Here is an 18,992-nt window from a genome sequence, read left to right on the forward strand (position 1 = left end):
CCGCCTTTGTTCGCCAATCAAGGCTAACCGGTGCCCCCGGAGCGGTAATGATTTAACAGCGACGTAACCAACTCGATTCGGCGTTAGCGATTAAGGCGGCTAGCCTGTGCCCGCTGACAGCGACACGTTGAGGAAGAGATCACAAGGACATGAGCGAACTGAATCCGAGGCTGCACGAGATCTATGACGAGGTGCTGCGCCGTAACCCCGGCGAGGCCGAGTTCCACCAGGCCGTTTTCGAGGTGCTCAGCAGCCTCGGCCCGGTGGTGGCCAAGCACCCGGACTACGTCGACAGCGCGGTCATCCGGCGGATGTGCGAGCCCGAACGTCAGATCATCTTCCGGGTGCCGTGGCTCGACGACAACGGCAACGTGCAGATCAACCGCGGTTTCCGGGTGGAGTTCAACTCGGCTCTGGGCCCCTACAAGGGCGGGCTGCGGTTCCACCCGTCGGTCTACCTCGGGATCGTCAAGTTCCTCGGCTTCGAGCAGATCTTCAAGAACTCGCTGACCGGCCTGCCGATCGGTGGCGGCAAGGGCGGGTCAGACTTCGACCCCAAGGGCCGTTCGGACAACGAGATCATGCGGTTCTGTCAGTCGTTCATGACCGAGCTCTTCCGCCACCTGGGCGAGTACACCGACGTCCCCGCCGGTGACATCGGCGTCGGCGGCCGGGAGATCGGCTACCTGTTCGGTCAGTACAAGCGGATCACCAACCGCTACGAGTCGGGCGTGCTGACCGGCAAGGGCTTGACCTGGGGCGGGTCGCAGGTCCGCACCGAGGCGACCGGCTATGGCGCGGTGTTCTTCGCCGACGAGATCCTCAAGACCGCCAAGGACTCGTTCGAGGGCAAGCGGGCCGTGGTGTCGGGCTCGGGCAACGTGGCCATCTACGCGATCGAGAAGATCCACCAACTGGGCGGCGTCGTGGTGGCCTGCTCGGACTCCAGCGGCTACATCGTCGACGAGAAGGGCATCGACCTGGAGCTGCTCAAGGAGGTCAAGGAGGTCAAGCGCGATCGCATCGAGGCCTACGCCACCGCCCGCGGCGGGGCGACGCAGTTCGTCAACAGTGGCGGCTCCATCTGGGATGTGCCCTGCCAGATCGCGTTCCCGTCGGCCACCCAGAACGAACTGGACGGCAACCACGCCGCCACGCTGGCCAAGAACGGCTGCAAGATCATCGCCGAGGGCGCCAACATGCCCTGCACCCCGGATGCCGTCAAGCTGTTCACCGAAGCCGGTGTGACGCTGGCCCCGGGCAAGGCGGCCAACGCCGGCGGGGTGGCCACCAGCGCCCTGGAGATGCAGCAGAACGCCTCGCGTGATTCGTGGAGCTTCGAATACACCGAGCAGCGCCTGGCGGCCATCATGCAGAGCATCCACCACCGCTGTCTGGTCACCGCCGACGAGTACGGCGCCCCCGGAAACTATGTGGTTGGGGCCAACATCGCCGGCTTCATCCAGGTTGCCGACGCGATGACCGCGCTGGGCCTGATCTAACCCCGTTGGCGCTGCGTCCATGGCTTTCAGGGCGGAGTGCACTCGGACCTTTGCGCCGGGGACGCAGAAGTGGGCTCGTTTGCGGACTGTTTGGACGTAGCATCGCCGGTATGACTTGGATTCTGCGCACGGTCGCGCTCGTCGGTGTCGCGTCCATGGCGCTGCTCGGCAGCCCGCCGGCAGCCCACGCCGACGACGCCAGCTACATCGCCGCCCTGGACGCCAACGGCGTCTTCCGGTCCGGCCCTCCGAACGCCAGATTGTCGGCGGGGCACCGGTTCTGCAACCAGTTGCGCAGCGGCGCCACAGTCGACCAGGTCGTGGACGCTTACGTGCGCCGACCGTCGTTCGGCGGACCGTCGATGGTCGATGACCTGACGGTTAACCTGCGCCCGGTGATCAACATCGCCCAGCACGAACTGTGCCCTGAAACCCTGACCTAATCGGTGTCGCCCGCGGCGTCACCGGATCTGGACGCGAGTTCCGCGTCGAGCACCTCGTCGATCAGCGGGATGTCGATCGCGTCGTCCGACGCCACCGGTGCCCACCGGCCGGCGTCCAGGTGGTGCTTTTCGGTGAGAAACCGCAGCCGGTAGGCCTGCTGGGCCCGTTCGAAGGTCTGCTGCGCGATACGCGCGTTGAGTCCGCCGTTGACCACCGCGCCCAGCAGCGGAACCGCCTGCGCCAGTTTGCGTTTGGCCAGCCGGAACCCCAGCGCCATGGAAACCTGCCGGATCACGTTGTCGGCTTGCTGCGGCTGGAGTCGCTGCCGCGACGCCCCGCCCATCATCTGCTGTGTCAGCCGCGACAGCGCAGCCAACGCCGCGGCCTTCTCCGCGGAGTCGCCGGCGGCGGAATAGGCGATCACCCCGGAGGCGAACGCCTGCTCGTCGGGCACGCGGACGTCGTAACCGTAGTGCGCCGCAACCAACGCCACGATGCGCCCCATCCCGGCCATCACGGCGGTGACGTCCGCAATGACGGCCGACGCCGCGACGGTCAATGTGGTGCCGCCGGTGACAGGGCCCGACACGGCCGCCCCAGTCACCGCCAGCGATGACGCCGCACCGCCGGCCATCGCAAGAGCGATGTAGCGATCCTTGCGCCGCGGCACCGAGCGGTCGCAGTGTTTCAGGTCGAGTTCTCTGACCTCCTCGTAGGACGCCACCGCGACGCCCTCGTCGGCGAACATCGCAAAAACGTCGGCCGGCTTGACCGAATTGAGTCCCCGCTCGACCACGACGGCATGCAGGGTCTCCATGGCCTTGGTGGTCAGATCGTCGACCTTGCCGATGGCGAGGGTCGCGCCCGGGATCTGTTCGACCGTGGAGCGGGCTTCGGCGGCCAGCGCTTTGGCGCGCCCGGTGATGCCTCGGCTCAAGCTTTCCAGCGGGCCGGATCGCTCGGTGCCGGCGGCGGCCTCGAGCAGCGCTTCCCAGGCCCTGCGCTCGTAGTCGGACATGCCGGGCGGGGCGGTATCGGCCACGGAGCTCAGCTTACTCGCGGCAAATTTCGCTGACGACCGTCATTGACAGTCGTCAGCAACATTGCCTAGGGTGTGGATATGTCGTCGAGCGAACTGACCGCGCCGCCGTCGCGAGCCGTGGGCATCCGGGAGACTCGGCGGCTCGAGACCCGGGCGCGGCTGTTCGAGGCCGCGGTTGCCGAGATCGGCCGATACGGACTCGCCGGCGCCGACGTCAGCGCGATCGCCGGCGCGGCGGGGGTGGCGCGCGGCACGTTCTACTTCCACTTCCCCACCAAGGAACACGTCCTCGTCGAGCTGGAGCACAACGAGGAGACCCGAATCGTCGATGAGCTCGGGGCTGCCGACGGCGAGTTGACCGCCGTGCTCACCCAACTCGTGCAGCACGTGCTCAGCGCCAAACGCCGGTTGGGCGCCGTGGTCTTCCGGGACATGCTCGGGCTGCATTTCACCTCGACCCGTCCCGCCGTAGACGAGTTCGCGCAGCATCCCCTCCTGGAGTTCTTGCAGGACGTGATCAGCCGGGCGCAGCACCGGCGACAGGTTTCGTCGGAGCGCGACGCGGGCGAGCTTGGAACGTTCTTCCTGACCGGCCTGTTCGCCCTGTTGGCCACCGGAGCGCACGATGGCGAATTGCTCAAGCGTTATGTGACAACGATTGTCAAGGGAATGGAGAACCGATGAACAGCACCGGCATCGAGGGCTACCGGGAGTTCCTGGCCAGACGTGATGGCGAAGCAGACCTGCTCAACAGGCGACTGGCCAATCGAGAACGGTTCTTCCATGACCTGGAAGCAAACCCGATCCGCTCTGCGCAGCCCGCCGACCGCGCGACGTTCCTACGCAACCTGCGGCGCCGCCGGCCCGAGCCCGGCCTGGACCGCAAGATGCTGTTCCTGTTGGCGACCGCCAAGCTCAATCAGGCCGAACGGTTCGGCGTCGGACTGGGCGAGACCTACGGACGCAACAGCGACGAGAGCCTGCCGCCCGAGAACGTCTACCTCGAACTCGAGGAGCACTACCACACCCGGCTGCTGGCCTATGCCCTCGACGTATTCGACCTGACGTTCCAAGTCGTGCCGCCGCCGTTTGTGATGCGACAGTTCGTCAAGGCCGGGGTGTTCCTACCCGAGCGGCTCGGCTTCATGTTCGTCGGAGCCGCCGAGATGGCGGGCTGCGTCCTGTTCGACGAACTGCGCCGCGTCGGCATCGAGCTGTTCGCCGACGAGCCCGAAGTCGCGGCACGAATCACACTGCTCTACAGCGAGATTCTCACCGACGAGATCGGACACGTCGGCTACTGCGCATCGCGCTGCACCGCGGCTGAGCGGGCGATCATGCGCCGGCTCTACCCGGTGATCGCGCGACTGTTCGCACGGCAGACCGCCGAGATCAGCCTGCTGATCGACCCGCAGGCTTTTCGCGCACGCCTGGGCCGGCGGTTCGACATCGCCGAACTCACCGAAGGGCTGGACAACGAGACGTATCTCGTCACGCACCCCTGACTGCCCCGATGGGCCGCCGATATCAGCGGATGTCGAGCTGTAATCGCTCCAGGCGGCGGACCAGGATGCTGGGCAGCCATTGGCCGACGTCGGCCGCCTCGATCCAGCTGGTCTGCTCGAGCAGCATCCGAAACACGATCCGTGCTTCCAGTCGGGCCAGCGCCGCCCCGACGCAGAAGTGCGCGCCCTTGCCGAAGGCCAAGTGCCCTCTGCCGGCGCTGCGGTCGAGCCGAAAGTCGTTGGGGGCCTCGAAATGCCGGGGATCGCGGTTGGCTGCGCCCCACATCAGCAGCAGCCGCGAGTCGGCGGGCAACTCGACTCCGGCCAGCGTGGTATCTGCGACCACGTGCCGATAGTGACCGCGAAACGGCGACTCGCAGCGCAGGGTCTCCTCGAGGAACGCATCCAGCAACTCGGGGCGGGCGCGCAGTTGCTCTTGTACGTGCGGGCGGTCGGCCAGGATCCACGCGGCGCTGCCCAATAGCGAAGCGGTCGACTCGCCGGCGGCGCTGAACAAGGTGAGCATGATGGCCAGTGCTGGAAGCTGCTCCAGTTCACCGGTTTTGGTGCGGGTGGCAAGGTCACCGATCAGTCCCGGCTGAGGGTTTTCGGCCGCCTTCTCGAAGTGCTCGAGAACATAACCGGAAAGCTCCATGGCGGCCACGCCGGCCGCCTCGAGCTGGGATGCACTGACGATTCCGTCGAGCAGGGTGGTGGTGGCGTACCCCAGCCGGATCAACGTGTCGACATCGTCCTCCGGGAGACCGAGCAGGCGGGCGACCACCGTCATCGGCAGCCGGTTGGCCATGGTGCTCATCCATTCGACTTGGCCACCGTCGCCCGCCTCGGCCCACAGTCGCTTGGCGGTGGCTTCGGCGAACTCTTCGATGACGCGCACCCGCTTGGCCGAAAGGTGGGGCAGTAGCAACTTCCGGTGTGCCGCGTGCAGCGGATCGTCAGCGGTGGCCAGCGCATGCATCGGTCCACCGAGCGCTCCCATGTCGAACGGCGTCACCGTGCCGTCGTCGTGGTAGACCATCGTCGCCGTCAGGTTCGACGAGAAGTCCTCGACGCGGTCCACGGCCTCGGTGACGGCGTCCCAGCCGCACACCGCGTAGAAGGCAGAATCGCCGATCCGATTCACGCCGCCGCGGCGGCGCATCGTGTCGTACAACGGGTTGGGGTCTTGGATCGCGGCGTGGCCGAAGAAGTCCGTCGCGTCCACCACGGCACTCATGCCCACCAGGCTGTATCAGGCTGGTGACCTGCGTCAACGGTGTCTATCGAAGTTGCGAGGCGGGTCCGAAACGGAGGCGTGCGGGCGTTCTCAGCCGACCGTGCCGACCAGCGCCGGCGGTGAGAGAATCACTGAAATCCTTCTCACGGTGATAAAAATATGTCATGGATTCTCCCAGGCGAGATGATTGATCGGTGGCGGCCCACGACTGGCTGATCGGCCGGGATCGCCGCAGCGAGGGCGCCGAACGGATTTACGCCGCGGCCGCCGAGCTCATATCGCGTCAGGGCTACGACGCCTTCACCATCGACGCCCTGGCCGCCGTCGTGCACTGCTCGCCGGCGACCATCTACCGCCATGCCGGAGGCAAGGCGGCGATCCGCGACACGGTGCTGGCCAGACAAGCCGAACGTATTCTCGACTCGGTGCGCGACGCCATCACCGGGCTGACGGGGTCGGAGCGCATTGTCACCGCCACCCTCGTCGCCTTACAGCGTCTGCGCGCCGAACCGCTCTCGCAGATCATGCGCGCCATGACCGGCTCTCCCGGCACGGACTGGCTGACCGACTCCCCCGTCGTCGCCCGCTTCGCCGCCGAAATGGTCGGCGACGACAACCCGGATCCGCTGGCCGCGCAGTGGCTGATCCGGGTGTTCCTGGCGCTCTGGTATTGGCCCATCCAGGGTGCCGACGAGGAAGAAGCCGCGGTGCGCCGATTCCTCGGTCCGCCGTACGCAGTGGCCCCTGCCGCCCATCCGGAAACATGCTGACTGCAGCCGAACCTGAACTCGGTGAGTTTCTAATTTCTCAAGTGGGCGGCTGAAATTCTGTCCCGGATGTCCTAGACATTCCCGCCCATCGCTGCCGCGATGGCCTTGGTCGGCAAGAGCAAATGCAACGGGTCGATCGGTGAAGGCAGGAATTCGACATGGTGCAGGTAGAACGCCCGAGCAGCGTCGTCGCGAGCGTGAACGAGCAGCGCAGGAGCTGCCACAGACTCCGAGAGCTGCAGGACTCGGCGGAGCACATCGCGCAATAGACCCCACCCGAGACCGCAGCCCTGCCATTCGACATCTACCGCCAGTCTGGCCAGCAGGAAACAGGGCACCGTCGCGGGTGCGCGTTTGGCGATCGCTTCAGGGGCTTCGCTACGTGCGATACCAGCAACGGTGATGGCGTAGTAGCCGACCACCCGGCCCTCGACGGTGCTCACATAGGTGGTCGCGTTGTTGGCTCGCTGATTCTGCCAGCTGTACTTCGCTAACCATTCGTCCAGTTCGGCGGCGCCGGAGGAGAATCCGGTTCGGTCGTGCTCCCTGGTCAGTTTCTGTGGCGGCTTCGGCTTGCGCGCGCTGCTCTTAGCGCCGCTAGTCACCCGCTGTCACTCCTCTTCTGCGAATGGGCTTTCGCGTTGCAGTAGCTGACGCAGCTTCGGCATGGGCTGCAGCGGCGCATCCAGGAGTTCCTGGAACCGCTCCCATTGCTCATCGTTAGCCACAAACCACTTGCGGTCGGCGAGTATCCGCTCGGCACTTTCCAGAACGCTGCCCAGGATGAAGTCGGTGACAGTACGGTCGGCGGCTTCGGCAGCCTGCCGGATCAGCAGCTGCTGTTGAGCGCTGGCCCTGAAGTTCAGTCGCTGATCACGCGTGGCTTTGGTGGACGGAGCGTGGCCGTTGCTCATGATCTGCCTCATCTTGTTAGACGATGTACGTACAGCGTACATACGTGGTAGCAAAAGGCCAACTTTATTTGTATGTACTTCGTATGTACGCCGAAACCCCTGGTAATCGCTTGGGCTCCGCCTCGGCTTCCACGCAATCTGTCCATCGCACCGGCTGTGAGGGCGTGCGAATGAGCAGGGCGGACGCGGCGCCACCGAGCGCCCCAGCACGATCGGCCAGTGGCGATGTTACGTGCCCTGTTACGCCAAACCCGGCGCAACTTAAAAATACCTCTGACCTGCACAAACACTGTGGAGCTAAGGGGAATCGAACCCCTGACCTACTCGATGCGAACGAGTCGCGCTACCAACTGCGCCATAGCCCCTTGACCGCTAGCAGGCTACCAGCCCGCGGCCGGCGCCCTGAAACCGAGACGCTATTGGCCCGATGCCCGCGGTAGATCGCCACGCCAGTCATACTCGCGCGCCGTGGCCGCGTACTCGAGGTGCTCGAACACCGGGTCCTCGTCGTCGATCTCCAGCACCGCGACGCCGGGTCGGCGCAGCCGCGAGGGCACCACTTCGAACGCCTCGGCGCCGACGCTCTCGCGCCGGGCACGCGGCCGGTCCGCCCGCCGCGCGCGCCGCGCCCGCACCTGTTGCTCGATGCGGGTCTGCCGACGCAGGTAGGCCAGGTAGAGCACCGTCGCACCGGCTGCACCGCCACAGAGCCACCATGCGGTCGGCGCCACCGTGAAGGCCGTGAGCGCCGACAACACCAGGATCACCGCCAGCGACATCAGCACCCGCTTGCGGAACTCGTATTTGCGGGCGCTGACGGCCGCGGCCGTGTTGCTGTCGTAGCGGCGTGGCCGCGCCGCTGCCGGCGCCGACGAATCGGCTTCGGCTTCCAAACCCGAGCTGTCCTCGACGTATTCGTACTCATAGCCGTCGGCCTCGGCCTCGGCCTCATCTTCGGCAAAGGCTTCCGGTTCGGCCTCCGCCTCGGCTTGGGCCTGCGCCTCCGCCTCGGCTTGGGCTTCCGCCTCCACCTGCGCCTCGGCCTCCGCCTGAGCGCGAGCCGCTGCCTCCGCCGCTGCCTGAGCCCGCGCCTCGGCCTCGGCCTGGGCCCGCTCCTGCGCTTCGACTTCGGCGGCCAAGCCGGCTTCCGACAGCGGCAATTCAGCGGAATCGTCGGCGACGACCTCGACGTCCAACACGTCCAGGTCCAGTTCACCCTGCTCACCGGCCGCGGCGACGAATACCCGCGATCGCCGGCGGGGCGGCACGTCGTCGGCGACGTCATCGACGGCATCGACGTCGTCGAGTTCGGTGTCCGTGGCGCGTTGCTGCCAGTCTGGGTCGCTGCGGTGACCGGCGGCCGGGCCGCCGCGCTTGAGCAACCGTGCACTACTCCCGCTGGTCAGTACCCGGGTCGCCAACGCCACATCACTGGTGCGCCGCACGGCGTCTCGCTTGCTGACCAGCATCGGCACCAGCACGAACAGCCAGAGGACGACCAGTGAAAGCCAGAGCAATGATTGCGGGATGCTGGGCATGGTGGCCTGCTCCTTTCCCAGCCAAGGCTAGGTCTGTGACCCACACGACTCCGGACGGCGCGCCGAGCCAATTACACAGTTGTAATTTACTCGCTGACCTCGATAGTCACAACTATCACACGGGCAACACGGCGGACGAAATCACTCAGACCCACGACGCCCGGCCGGCCCGCACCAGTCCCGCGGTCACCGACCCGGCGACTTCCTCGACCGTTATCGCCACCAGTAGGTGGTCCCGCCACGCGCCGTCGACATCCAGATAACGCTGCAACAGGCCCTCTTCACGAAACCCGACCTTGGCCAATACCGCACGGCTGGCCGCATTCTCGGGCCGGACGGTCGCCTCCACCCGGTGCAGCCGGACCGGCCCGAAGCAGTGGTCGAGGCCGAGCGCCACCGCCCCGGTCGCCACTCCCCCGCAGGCCGCCGAACTGGACACCCAGTAGCCGATCCAGGCCGACCGCAACGCGCCGTGGGCGATGTTGCCGACCGTCAACTGGCCGCAGAACCGTCCGTCGAGTTCGATGACGAACGGCAGCATCCGCCCGTAGCGGGCTTCGGTGCGCAGGGTCGAACACACCGGCGGCCACGCGGCCGTACTGTGCCGGGTGCCCCAGTCCGCCTCGACACTGGGCTCCCACGGTTCCAGGTGGGATCGGTCGGCCAATCGGATCCGGCTCCAGGCCACTCCGTCGCGCATCCGCACCGGCCGCAGCCGGATCACCCCGGCCGGCACTCGCAGCGGTCCGAGCACCGTCGGCCAGCCGGGGTGCTGGACGGCCTTGAAAGGCCACAGGTTGACCAGCATGCGCCCTGACTCAACCCCGCTGAGCCAAGAAGGCGACGTCCACCATCTCCCCGCTGTCGATCTGCTCGACCTCCTCGGGAACCACCACCAGACAGTTCGCTTCGGCCAGGGTCGCCAGCAGATGCGACGAGGTGCCCCCGCTGCCCCCGAGCACCTGCACGAGGTACTCGTCGGTTTGCTCATCGCGCATCAGCTGACCCCGCAGATACCCCTTGCGGCCGGGCATCGAACTGATCGGGCCCAGTGTCCGCGCCCGCACCATCCGGCGCATCGGCTCGCGTTTGCCCAGCGACAGCCTGATGAGCGGACGGATCATCACCTCGAATACCACCAGCGCGCTGACCGGGTTGGTCGGCAACAGAAACGTCGGGACCCCTTCCGGTCCCAGCTGGCCGAAACCCTGCACCGAACCGGGATGCATCGCGATCCGGGAGACTTCGAGCTCGCCCAGGCCCGACAAGGCCGCGCGCACCGCGTCGGCCGCGGCACCGCCGACCCCGCCGGCGATCACCACCACCTCGGCCCGGTTGAGCTGGCCCTCGACCACCTCGCGAAGCTTGGTGGGTTCGCTGCTCACGATCCCGACGCGGTTGACCTCCGCCCCGGCATCCCGGCCGGCCGCCGCCAGCGCATAAGAGTCCACGTCGTAGACCTGCCCGTTGCCGGGGGTGCGGTTCACGTCGACCAGCTCGCCGCCCACCGCCAGCACCGACAGTCGCGGGCGCGGATGAACCAACACCCGGTCACGGCCGACGGCGGCCAGCAGACCCACCTGAGCTGCGCCGACGACCGTGCCGGCGCGGACGGCGACATCGCCGGGCTGCACGTCGTCGCCGACGCGGCGCACATAGTCGCCGGGACGCACGGCTCGCAGCACCCGCACCCGGGAGTTGCCACCGTCGGTCCACCGCAGCGGCAGCACCGCATCGGCGAGGGTGGGCATCGGCGCCCCGGTCTGAATCCGGGTCGCCAGCTTGGGCTGCAGCCGAGTCGGGGTGCGCGCCCCGGCCTCGATGGTGCCCAGCACCGGAAGCGTGATGGGAGCATCAGAAACATCGCCGCGCTCATCGGAGCTGTCGCCGATCGCGTCGGCGCCGAGTACGTCGACGCTGCGCACCGCGTAGCCGTCGATCGCGGCCTGGTCGAAGGCCGGCATGGGCCGCTCGGCGACCACCTCTTCAGCGCACATCAGGCCCTGCGCCTCGGCGATCGCCACCCGGACCGGGCGGGGCGCCACCGCGGCAGCCGACACCCGAGCCTGTTGCTCCTCAACCGAACGCACGGTGCGCCTTTCTCAAAACCTCGGTCCGATTCGGGCTGACGGTCCCCTCAGTTCTCCGCCAAGCCCAACCGCGCCACCAACCACCGGCGCAGGTCCGGACCGTAGTCATCACGATCCAGGGCAAAGTCAACCGCAGCTTTGAGGTAGCCGCCCGGATTTCCCAGGTCGTGTCGCGAGCCGCGGTGAACCACGACATGGACGGGGTGGCCCTCGGCGATCATCAGCGCGATGGCGTCGGTGAGTTGCACCTCCCCGCCGGCGCCGCGGTCGATGCGCCGCAACGCGTCGAACACCGCACGGTCCAGCACGTAGCGGCCCGCGGCGGCATACATCGATGGCGCGTCGGCTGCCTTGGGCTTCTCCACCATGCCCTTGACCCGCAACACGTCGGGATTGTCACCGTCGGGAACGGGCTCGACGTCAAAAACGCCGTAGGCGCTGACCTCGTCGGGGCTGACCTCGATCGCGCATAGCACGGTGCCGCCCCGGAGGCCCCGCACCTTCGACATCGTCTCCAACACCCCGGTGGGCAGTACCAGGTCGTCGGGGAGCAGGACGGCGACCGCATCCTCGTCGGCGGACAACGTGGGCTCGACACAGCTGATGGCGTGCCCCAGCCCCAGCGGCTCGGCCTGCACCACCGACTCCACCTTGATCAGTTGCGGGGCGCGGCGCACCTTGGCCAGCATCGCCTTCTTGCCGCGCGCCTCCAGCGTGCCTTCCAGCACCAGGTCTTCGACGAAGTGCGCGACCACCCCGTCCTTGCCCTCCGAGGTGATGATCACCAGTCGCTCGGCGCCTGCCTCGGCCGCCTCGGCGGCCACCAACTCGATCCCCGGGGTGTCGACGACGGGCAGCAACTCCTTGGGCACCGTCTTAGTGGCTGGCAGAAAACGGGTACCCAAACCGGCCGCCGGCACAATGGCGGTACGCGGAATGGAAGCGTTCGGCGTGGGCATTGTTCACACGATAACCGCAATCAACTCCAGTTCCGCCGCTGGCGGTGGGCGAGCCGGGACTGACAGGCTGAAGGCGTGACCGACAACGCGGCGGTGACCGCCAAGTCCGCCCTGCGCGCGCGCCTGCTCGCGGCACGACGCGCGGTACCTCCCGACGCACACGACGCCGAGGCCCGCGCGCTGGCCGGCCACCTGGAGCAGCTCGCCGGCGGCGCCCACACGGTCTGCGCCTACGTGCCGGTGGGCAGCGAACCCGGCTCCACCGCCATGCTCGACCGCTTGACGCGGCGCGGCATCCGGGTGCTGCTGCCGGTGGTGCGCACCGAAGACGACGGCACACCGCTGGCGCTGATGTGGGGCGAGTACCGGCCCGAAATCCTCGTCCCCGGGCCGTTCGGCCTGCTCGAACCGACGCCGCCCTGGCTACCGGCCGAAGTGCTGGCCGAGGCGGATCTGATCGTCGTCCCGGCGCTGGCCATCGACCGCCGGGGCGCGCGGTTGGGCCGCGGCGCCGGTTTCTACGATCGCTCCCTGCTACTGCGCCGGCCGCAGATACCGCTGGTAGCGGTGGTGCGCGACACCGAACTACTCGACGAATTGCCGGCCGAGCCGCACGACGTGTCGATGACCCACGCGCTGACCCCGGGGCTCGGTGTGGTGGCTCTGGCGTGATCCCGACGGCCCGTCGCAGCCCGGAATGCGCAAGGCCGAATAGCGGTTCTAGCACTTAGCACGGTAGAGTGCTAACCCGATTGTTCGATCCACGGAGGTTCGCGTGCCCACCTACAGCTACGCCTGCACCGAGTGCAGCAACCGCTTCGACGTGGTCCAGGCCTTTACCGACGACGCGCTGACCACCTGCGAGGAGTGCAGCGGTCGCCTCCGCAAGATCTTCGGCAAGGTCGGCGTGGTGTTCAAGGGCAGCGGCTTCTACCGCACCGACAGCCGCGATGCGGGCAAGTCGTCCAACGGCAGCAGCTCCGCCAAGGCTGGAGCCGCTGGCGCCTCGAGCGACTCCGGCAGCTCGGGCGAGGGGGCCACCAAGTCCGCCGACAAGTCCTCCGGCGACAGCGGTACCAAATCGGCCGACAAGCCGAAGGCAAGCACCGCTTCCACCGCTGCCGCCGCCTCCGCTTAACCAGTTATCCACAGGCCGGGCCCCGCGGCGAGCGTCCCGGGCGGTCCGGCCGTTTAGCGTGACCGTCATGGGCGAGTCGCTCAACCCGACCTTGGTCAGCCGGGTCTCTTCGCTGCTGCGCCCGGATTGGGCCCGCACCATGCTGGCGCGGCGGGTGGTTGCCGGCGCACTGGTGGTGTTGGCCGGTGTCGCAACGATCCGCTCCGACCCGCAGAGCGACCGGGTCGACGTCGTGGTGGCCAGTCGCGACATCGCTCCCGGCACGCCCTTGACCGCCGAGGACGTCTCGCTCGAATCCCGCTCGGCCCGAACGGTTCCCGACGGCGTCGCCACCGACGTGTCATCGGTGCTGCACACCACTCTGGCCGGGCCGGCGCGTCGCGGCGAACTACTCACCGACGTCCGTCTACTGGGCAGCCGCCTCACCGAAGCGGCCGCCGGGCGAGACGCCCGTATCGTCGGTGTACACCCGGCTGACGCCGCGTTGACCGATCTGGTGCGCACCGGCGATGTCGTCGACATCGTGACGGCCGATGACGCCTCAGATCCCCCTGGCGCTCCCAAGGTGCTCGCGACCGGCGGGATCGTAGTGCTGGTGTCGGACAAGCAGAATCATGACGATCGGGTGGTCCTCGTGGCGTTACCGGCCACCGCCGCGGTGGTGGTGGCCGGTGCCACGCTGGCTCAGGCCGTGACCCTCACCCTGCGCTGAACCGCCTCAGGCCGCGGCAGGCTGCGGGCTGGCGCAGAACTTGCACTTGGTCGCTTCGGGGTCGATCTCCGACTTGCACTCCGGGCAGGTCTTGGTGGGCGCCGGGTCACCGAACACCGTCTTACCGCGCCGCTTCTGAATGTGCTTGTAGGGCAACACGATGAAGAAGTAGATGGTGGCCATGAACACGATGAAGTAGATGATCGCCGAAATGAACGCGCCGAGGTCGATGAAGGTCGCGGCGCTGCCTTCCTCGCCGAGTTGATAGCCCAGGCCCAGGCCGGAGGCATCCGGTTGCATGGCCGAGACCAGCGGGTTGATCACGCTGTCGGTGAAGGCTTCGACTAGGTTGGAAAACGCCAGCGCCACCACCAGACCGATGGCCACGGTGATGACGTCGTCACGCATCAGGAAATTCTTGAATCCCTTGAGCACCGCAATCCCCTTCTGTACGAGTCCACTGTCAAGCGGCGCCACACCGCCTACGGCGAACCGTAATATCGGTCGCCGGGCCCGTAAGGGAAATTGGACGAAGTCGAATCTCAACCGTGATGCGGCGGCACGTTGTCACGCAGCCACCGCTCGCGCTCCTCGGCCTCCCGCGCGTCATCCGGATCGCGCTCGTCGGAGGACTCCTGGTGCTCGTCGGGGCCAGGCATGGCCGTTATATCTCCAGGCTGGACAGTTGGCCGATGATCACGGCTGCCAGCGGGTTCAGCGTCGCCATCCCGTCGCGAACGGCGGCCCGGGAACCTGCCAGGTTCACCACCAGGGTGCTTCCCGAGACTCCGGCCAGGCCACGTGACAACCCGGCGTCGGGTATGCCGGCAGCCAACGCGGACGCACGCAGCGCCTCGGCGATCCCGAGGATTTCGCGGTCCAGGATCTCGCGAGTGGCTTCGGGTGTGACGTCACGCGGGGTGACCCCGGTGCCACCGACCGATACGACCAGGTCGACCCCGCCGATCACCGCCGTGTTCAGCGCGTTGCGGATCTCCACCTCGTCGGCGGAGACGGCGACCACACCATCGACCATGAACCCGCCCTCGGCCAACAGCTCGGTGACCAACGGACCGCTGTGGTCCTCATCGCCGTGCGCGGTCCGGTCGTCGACCACGACAACGAGCGCACGCCCTGCCAGTTCTGGCGTCTGTTCCATGGGTGCAACCGTATATCGCCGAATCCCGGCGGTTCAGCGAGGCTCGACGAAGGAGAGCCGAAGCTGGGACCGCCGTATGGGCACCGCGGTTCAGCGAGGCTCGACGAAGGAGAGCCGAAGCTGGGACCGCCGGACTCTCCAGTCCGTCACTGCTGGGCTTTACCGAGGGTGACCTGCACGGTCTTGGACGCCCCGCCGGCATCCAGATAGGTCAGCGTCACCTGGTCACCGGGGGCCTTGGAACGCACGGCGGCGACCAGGGCGTCGGCGCTGCCGATCGGGCGCTTGTCGAACGCCGTCACCGTCACGCCTTCCGGCAGACCGGCTTTCGACGCCGGCTCACCGGGCACCACTTCGACCACCTTGGCGCCGTGCAGGCTGCGCTCGCTGGTGACCCGGACCCCCAGCGAGGCGTGCGACGCCGTGTGATCGGGCGAGTTGATGAGTTCGTCGGCGATCCGTTTGGCCTGGTCTACCGGGATCGCGAAGCCCAGGCCGATGGACCCGCTCTGGGCTTCGGCGGCGTCCCCACCCATCGTCGCGATCGCGGAGTTGATGCCGACCAGGTCGCCGTTCATGTTGACCAGCGCGCCGCCCGAGTTGCCCGGGTTGATGGCGGCATCGGTCTGGATCGCGTCGAGCACGGTGTTCTGGTTGCCCGCCTCACCGCTGGTGGACACGGGCCGGTTGAGGGCGCTGACGATCCCGGTCGTCACGGTGCCCTCCAGGCCGAGCGGCGACCCGACCGCCACCACGTGCTGACCCACCCGCAGGTCCGCCGAGGAACCGAGCGTGATCGGGGTCAGGTCGGAGACGCCCTGCACCCGCACCACCGCGATGTCGCTGGCCGGATCCGTCCCGACCACGCTGAACGGCGCGGTGCGGCCGTCGGCGAACGTCACGGTGGTCTTCGGCGGCGCCTTGGACATCGCGTCCGCCTTGGCCGCGGCGGCCACCACGTGGTTGTTCGTCAGGATCATCCCGTCTGCCGACAAGATGATGCCCGAGCCCTCCTCGGACTGACGTCCCAGATCGGTCTCCAGCATGACGACGCTGGGCACCACTTTGGCCGCGACCTTTTCCACTGAGCCGTCCGGCAGGGTCACCGCCGCGGGCAGGCCCGGCGACTGCAAGCTCGTCGTGTGGCCGCCGCCGGCCACCGGCTTGTGATCGGAGTGCAGCGCCGACCCCACCACGCCGCCCGTCACGCCCGACACCACAGCGATGGCCGCCGCGCCGAGCACCAGCGCATTGGCGCGGGGGCGCTTCGGGGGTACGCCCGGACCCGGGACCGGCGGCCGACCGTAGGAGTTGCCGTAGGCGGAGCGGTACTGCTGTTGAGCCTGCGGATGGGCATAGCGCCAGTCGTACGACTGGGAGTACGGGCCCTGCGCGCCCCCGGCGGGGTATCCGGCCCGACCATGTTGCTCCGCACCCGGCGCACCGGTCGGGTGGGACCGCTCCGGCTGCTGGTGCGACGGCGGGTACCCGGGGTAGTTCGTCATGTCTGTTGCCTACTCCTAAGGAAGCGAAGTTGCCTCACCACCATGCCTACGTGGACTGAGAAGCGCCTGTGACCGCCGGGGTCGGCCGCTCACCGGCGGAGGTGGCTCCGCCCGGCAGCACCATCCGGATCGATGTCCCGGGCGACTCAGCTCCGGGATGGGTGTCCTCGATGGTGATCGCCCCACCGTGCTTGAGCACCACCTGTTTGACGATCGCCAGCCCCAGTCCGGACCCCGGCATCGCACGCGCCTGGTCCGACCGGAAGAAGCGTTCGAACACCAATTCCCGCTCGCTCTCCGGGATTCCGGGCCCCTGGTCGGAGACCACCATCTCGACGTGCGTCGGGTCGAGCTGGCGCATCCGCAGACCGACGACGCCGCCGGACGGGCTCCACTTGGCGGCGTTGTCGAGCATGTTGAGCACCGCCCGCGACAGGCCCGCGGCGTCGCCGTACACGTGCCACGGAACCACCTGGATGTCGAACTCGATGTCGTTACGGCGCCGTCTCACCCGCTCCATGCTGCGGTCGACGACCTCGGTGATATCGACCTGTTCGAACGCCGCCTCGCGCCGGTCATCGCGGGTCAGATCCACCAAATCGCCTACCAGCGTGGACAATTCCTCGATCTGGCCGATCGCGTCGGCGCGCAGATCCGCCATCTCCTCCTCCGGCAGCTGGGGTGCGCCCGGCGCCGCAGAGGCCATCAGCAGTTCGACGTTGGTGCGCAACGACGTCAGCGGGGTCTTGAGTTCGTGACCGGCGTCGGCGACCAGCCGCGCCTGTCGTTCGCGCGATTCGGCCAGCGCGCGCAGCATCGCGTTGAAAGCCTCGGTGAGCCGGGCCAATTCGTCGCTGCCGTAGACCGGGATGGGCCGCAGATCATCGGTGCGCGCGACCCGTTCGGCCGCCTCGGTCAGCCGGCCGACCGGCCGCAGGCCGGTCCGGGTGACCATCCCGCCGGCGATGGCGGCCACCACCACGCCGACCCCGCCGACGACCAGCAACACCCAGCGCAGCTTCATGGTCACCGCCCGGGTGGGCGCCAGGCTCTTGGAGATCAACAGCGTGCTGCCGTTGGGCAGGTGCACCGCCAGCACCCGCTGGCCGGCCGCGGTGCGGCGCGATAGGAACAGTTCGCCACGGATGACGGCCTTCTCCTGCTGCCCGACCGGCAGCCGCTGGCCGGGCTGATTGGCGGTGTAGATCGACCGGCCGGGATTGACCAGCATGGCGTTGACGTCGGAGTAGGCGGTGCCCTCGATCGCCTTGCGCGGATCGGCGGCCAGCGAACCGCTGGCGATCAACATCTCGGTGCGACTCTGCAGTTGATTGTCGATGTCGTTGTAGAGCGCCGCCGAGATCACCGCGTAGACGGCGACCGCCATCAACACCACCACCAGCGCCACCATCGACATCGCCAGCAGCATCACCCGCCAGCGCAGCGACAGGGATGTGCTCTGCGCCGAAGCGCCATCCTGCCGCCGGTGGAAAAACTGCATCAGGGTGGTGTCTCGCGAAGCACGTAACCCACCCCGCGCACGGTGTAGATCAGCCGCGGCTCCCCTTCGGCTTCAGTCTTACGACGCAGGTACCCGATGTAGACCTCCAGCGCATTGCCCGAGGTGGGGAAGTCGAAGCCCCACACCTCCTCGAGAATGCGGCTGCGGGTGAGCACGCGGCGCGGATTGGCGATCAACATCTCCAACAACGCGAATTCGGTCCGGGTGAGGCTGATCTGCCGGTCACCGCGGGTGACCTCGCGGGTCACCGGGTCCAGCGTCAGGTCCTCGAACGACATCGCCACCGATTCGGACAGGTCCTCGGCGGTGGTGCGACGCAGCAACGCCCGCATCCGCGCCAGCAGTTCCTCCAGGGCAAACGGCTTCGGCAGGTAGTCGTCGGCGCCGGCGTCCAGCCCGGCCACCCGCTCGGAAACCGAGTCGCGGGCGGTCAACACCAGAATCGGCAGGTCGTCACCGGTGCTGCGCAGTTGACGGCAGACCTCCAGGCCGTCCAGCCGCGGCATCATGACGTCCAGGATCATCGCATCGGGCCGTTCGTTGCTGATCGCCTCAAGTGCCTCGACGCCGTCGGTGGCCAACGAGACGGAATAACCATTGAACGACAGGGACCTGCGCAGCGACTCACGCACCGCGCGGTCATCATCAACAACCAGTACCCGGGTAGCCATGTGTGCTATCCAATCATCGAAGGGCGAGCTGGAGCGTCAGGCGCCGGTCGTGTCGGAGCCCTATTAGCGGCGGTCGAGATCAATGAGGCCCAGTCGAGCGGCCTTGAGAAGTCGGCGCGGCACCTTGTGCGCGCGGCCGGCGACCGACACGTTGACCAGGCCGGTTGCCTCGGCCTTCCACTGCGCGCGGCGGGAACGGGTGTTCGCGCGCGACATCCTGCGCTTCGGCACGGCCATGGTCGAGCATCTCCTCAAAAATTGTGCGGGTTGCCGCCAGATACCAG

Annotated in this window: 22 protein-coding genes and 1 tRNA gene; 8 read left to right on the forward strand and 15 right to left on the reverse strand. The window is 67.6% G+C overall.

Translation table 11 applies throughout. The features are described 5' to 3' along the window. The first annotated feature begins 149 nt into the window (after positions 1-149). Positions 150-1,502 (forward strand): NADP-specific glutamate dehydrogenase, encoded by a 1,353-nt coding sequence (gene gdhA / locus G6N19_RS04430; RefSeq protein WP_013827895.1) that lies wholly within the window; start codon positions 150-152, stop codon positions 1,500-1,502. 110 nt (positions 1,503-1,612) lie between these two features. Next, positions 1,613-1,945: a DUF732 domain-containing protein gene (locus G6N19_RS04435; RefSeq protein WP_193465845.1), complete on the forward strand. Its 333-nt coding sequence runs from the start codon at positions 1,613-1,615 to the stop codon at positions 1,943-1,945. Here G6N19_RS04435 and G6N19_RS04440 read toward each other — a convergent pair. Beyond that, positions 1,942-2,988, reverse strand: coding sequence for an EcsC family protein (locus G6N19_RS04440; protein WP_013827893.1), 1,047 nt, complete (start codon positions 2,986-2,988; stop codon positions 1,942-1,944). The two genes, G6N19_RS04435 and G6N19_RS04440, sit on opposite strands and share 4 nt — an antisense overlap. Before the next feature lie 78 nt (positions 2,989-3,066). Between G6N19_RS04440 and G6N19_RS04445 the strand changes: the two genes are divergently transcribed. Both G6N19_RS04445 and G6N19_RS04450 read left to right on the forward strand, forming a co-directional pair. Further along, positions 3,067-3,672 carry a TetR/AcrR family transcriptional regulator gene (locus G6N19_RS04445; RefSeq protein ID WP_013827892.1) on the forward strand — a complete coding sequence of 202 codons (606 nt, stop codon included), beginning with the start codon at positions 3,067-3,069 and terminating at the stop codon, positions 3,670-3,672. Then, positions 3,669-4,493 (forward strand): ferritin family protein, encoded by an 825-nt coding sequence (locus G6N19_RS04450; protein WP_013827891.1) that lies wholly within the window; start codon positions 3,669-3,671, stop codon positions 4,491-4,493. The genes G6N19_RS04445 and G6N19_RS04450 overlap by 4 nt, the downstream gene beginning before the upstream one ends. A 22-nt stretch (positions 4,494-4,515) precedes the next feature. Here G6N19_RS04450 and G6N19_RS04455 read toward each other — a convergent pair whose 3' ends face one another. Further along, positions 4,516-5,730, reverse strand: coding sequence for a cytochrome P450 (locus G6N19_RS04455; RefSeq protein WP_041317259.1), 1,215 nt, complete (start codon positions 5,728-5,730; stop codon positions 4,516-4,518). A gap of 194 nt (positions 5,731-5,924) precedes the next feature. Here G6N19_RS04455 and G6N19_RS04460 point away from each other — a divergent pair, with 194 nt between their 5' ends. Next, positions 5,925-6,500: a TetR/AcrR family transcriptional regulator gene (locus tag G6N19_RS04460; RefSeq protein ID WP_193465846.1), complete on the forward strand. Its 576-nt coding sequence runs from the start codon at positions 5,925-5,927 to the stop codon at positions 6,498-6,500. A 71-nt stretch (positions 6,501-6,571) separates the two neighbouring features. Here G6N19_RS04460 and G6N19_RS04465 read toward each other — a convergent pair whose 3' ends face one another. The 7 genes from G6N19_RS04465 to G6N19_RS04495 form a co-directional block, all read right to left on the reverse strand. Continuing rightward, positions 6,572-7,105, reverse strand: a complete 534-nt coding sequence (locus G6N19_RS04465; protein ID WP_193465847.1) for a GNAT family N-acetyltransferase — start codon at positions 7,103-7,105, stop codon at positions 6,572-6,574. 6 nt (positions 7,106-7,111) lie between these two features. Next, complete coding sequence (locus G6N19_RS04470; protein ID WP_232062521.1) at positions 7,112-7,426, reverse strand: type II toxin-antitoxin system TacA family antitoxin; 315 nt, start codon at positions 7,424-7,426, stop codon at positions 7,112-7,114. Positions 7,427-7,706: 280 nt separating this feature from the next. Then, a tRNA-Ala gene (locus G6N19_RS04475) sits at positions 7,707-7,779 on the reverse strand. A gap of 51 nt (positions 7,780-7,830) precedes the next feature. Further along, a complete protein-coding gene (gene sepX, locus G6N19_RS04480) occupies positions 7,831-8,952 on the reverse strand; it encodes a divisome protein SepX/GlpR (RefSeq protein WP_193465848.1) in 1,122 nt (373 codons plus the stop codon). A 145-nt stretch (positions 8,953-9,097) separates the two neighbouring features. Then, a complete protein-coding gene (locus G6N19_RS04485) occupies positions 9,098-9,760 on the reverse strand; it encodes a GNAT family N-acetyltransferase (RefSeq protein WP_193465849.1) in 663 nt (220 codons plus the stop codon). Between the two features lie 10 nt (positions 9,761-9,770). Next, on the reverse strand, positions 9,771-11,042 hold the full coding sequence (gene glp / locus G6N19_RS04490) for a molybdotransferase-like divisome protein Glp (RefSeq protein WP_193465850.1): 1,272 nt from the start codon (positions 11,040-11,042) through the stop codon (positions 9,771-9,773). A 47-nt stretch (positions 11,043-11,089) separates the two neighbouring features. Continuing rightward, on the reverse strand, positions 11,090-12,001 hold the full coding sequence (locus G6N19_RS04495; RefSeq protein WP_041317256.1) for a UTP--glucose-1-phosphate uridylyltransferase: 912 nt from the start codon (positions 11,999-12,001) through the stop codon (positions 11,090-11,092). A 75-nt stretch (positions 12,002-12,076) separates the two neighbouring features. Between G6N19_RS04495 and G6N19_RS04500 the strand changes: the two genes are divergently transcribed. The 3 genes from G6N19_RS04500 (at position 12,077) to G6N19_RS04510 (ending at position 13,851) form a co-directional block, all read left to right on the forward strand. Beyond that, positions 12,077-12,673: a 5-formyltetrahydrofolate cyclo-ligase gene (locus G6N19_RS04500; RefSeq protein WP_193465851.1), complete on the forward strand. Its 597-nt coding sequence runs from the start codon at positions 12,077-12,079 to the stop codon at positions 12,671-12,673. Between the two features lie 103 nt (positions 12,674-12,776). Beyond that, a complete protein-coding gene (locus G6N19_RS04505; protein WP_013827881.1) occupies positions 12,777-13,139 on the forward strand; it encodes an FmdB family zinc ribbon protein in 363 nt (120 codons plus the stop codon). A 67-nt stretch (positions 13,140-13,206) separates the two neighbouring features. Beyond that, the gene (locus G6N19_RS04510) at positions 13,207-13,851 is read left to right on the forward strand and encodes an SAF domain-containing protein (RefSeq protein ID WP_041317253.1); all 645 of its coding nucleotides are present in this window, start codon (positions 13,207-13,209) and stop codon (positions 13,849-13,851) included. Between the two features lie 6 nt (positions 13,852-13,857). Here the strand turns inward: G6N19_RS04510 and G6N19_RS04515 are convergent, their stop codons facing one another. From G6N19_RS04515 to rpmF, 6 genes are all read right to left on the reverse strand, one after another. After that, complete coding sequence (locus G6N19_RS04515) at positions 13,858-14,286, reverse strand: large conductance mechanosensitive channel protein MscL (protein ID WP_013827879.1); 429 nt, start codon at positions 14,284-14,286, stop codon at positions 13,858-13,860. A gap of 229 nt (positions 14,287-14,515) precedes the next feature. Then, entirely contained in the window at positions 14,516-15,010 is a 495-nt protein-coding gene (locus G6N19_RS04520; protein WP_041317250.1) for a MogA/MoaB family molybdenum cofactor biosynthesis protein, read from the reverse strand. 146 nt (positions 15,011-15,156) lie between these two features. Next, positions 15,157-16,515 (reverse strand): S1C family serine protease, encoded by a 1,359-nt coding sequence (locus tag G6N19_RS04525; RefSeq protein ID WP_041317246.1) that lies wholly within the window; start codon positions 16,513-16,515, stop codon positions 15,157-15,159. 46 nt (positions 16,516-16,561) lie between these two features. Next, complete coding sequence (locus G6N19_RS04530) at positions 16,562-18,016, reverse strand: HAMP domain-containing sensor histidine kinase (RefSeq protein WP_083038728.1); 1,455 nt, start codon at positions 18,014-18,016, stop codon at positions 16,562-16,564. Then, on the reverse strand, positions 18,016-18,708 hold the full coding sequence (locus tag G6N19_RS04535; RefSeq protein ID WP_013827874.1) for a response regulator transcription factor: 693 nt from the start codon (positions 18,706-18,708) through the stop codon (positions 18,016-18,018). The genes G6N19_RS04530 and G6N19_RS04535 overlap by 1 nt, the downstream gene beginning before the upstream one ends. 63 nt (positions 18,709-18,771) lie before the next feature. Next, positions 18,772-18,945 (reverse strand): 50S ribosomal protein L32, encoded by a 174-nt coding sequence (rpmF, locus tag G6N19_RS04540; protein WP_013827873.1) that lies wholly within the window; start codon positions 18,943-18,945, stop codon positions 18,772-18,774. Between the last annotated feature and the right edge of the window lie 47 nt (positions 18,946-18,992).

The organism is Mycobacterium novum (assembly GCF_010726505.1).
Taxonomy (GTDB): Bacteria; Actinomycetota; Actinomycetes; order Mycobacteriales; family Mycobacteriaceae; genus Mycobacterium; species Mycobacterium algericum.

Bases quoted from the DNA above. Each gene is read 5' to 3' on its own strand.
- gdhA (WP_013827895.1), top strand. From the start codon at position 150: ATGAGCGAACTGAATCCGAGGCTGCACGAGATCTATGACGAGGTGCTG.
- G6N19_RS04435 (WP_193465845.1), top strand. From the start codon at position 1,613: ATGACTTGGATTCTGCGCACGGTCGCGCTCGTCGGTGTCGCGTCCATG.
- G6N19_RS04445 (WP_013827892.1), top strand. From the start codon at position 3,067: ATGTCGTCGAGCGAACTGACCGCGCCGCCGTCGCGAGCCGTGGGCATC.
- G6N19_RS04450 (WP_013827891.1), top strand. From the start codon at position 3,669: ATGAACAGCACCGGCATCGAGGGCTACCGGGAGTTCCTGGCCAGACGT.
- G6N19_RS04455 (WP_041317259.1), bottom strand. From the start codon at position 5,730: ATGAGTGCCGTGGTGGACGCGACGGACTTCTTCGGCCACGCCGCGATC.
- G6N19_RS04470 (WP_232062521.1), bottom strand. From the start codon at position 7,426: ATGAGGCAGATCATGAGCAACGGCCACGCTCCGTCCACCAAAGCCACG.
- sepX (WP_193465848.1), bottom strand. From the start codon at position 8,952: ATGCCCAGCATCCCGCAATCATTGCTCTGGCTTTCACTGGTCGTCCTC.
- G6N19_RS04485 (WP_193465849.1), bottom strand. From the start codon at position 9,760: ATGCTGGTCAACCTGTGGCCTTTCAAGGCCGTCCAGCACCCCGGCTGG.
- G6N19_RS04495 (WP_041317256.1), bottom strand. From the start codon at position 12,001: ATGCCCACGCCGAACGCTTCCATTCCGCGTACCGCCATTGTGCCGGCG.
- G6N19_RS04510 (WP_041317253.1), top strand. From the start codon at position 13,207: ATGGGCGAGTCGCTCAACCCGACCTTGGTCAGCCGGGTCTCTTCGCTG.
- G6N19_RS04520 (WP_041317250.1), bottom strand. From the start codon at position 15,010: ATGGAACAGACGCCAGAACTGGCAGGGCGTGCGCTCGTTGTCGTGGTC.
- G6N19_RS04525 (WP_041317246.1), bottom strand. From the start codon at position 16,515: ATGACGAACTACCCCGGGTACCCGCCGTCGCACCAGCAGCCGGAGCGG.
- G6N19_RS04530 (WP_083038728.1), bottom strand. From the start codon at position 18,016: ATGCAGTTTTTCCACCGGCGGCAGGATGGCGCTTCGGCGCAGAGCACA.
- G6N19_RS04535 (WP_013827874.1), bottom strand. From the start codon at position 18,708: ATGGCTACCCGGGTACTGGTTGTTGATGATGACCGCGCGGTGCGTGAG.
- rpmF (WP_013827873.1), bottom strand. From the start codon at position 18,945: ATGGCCGTGCCGAAGCGCAGGATGTCGCGCGCGAACACCCGTTCCCGC.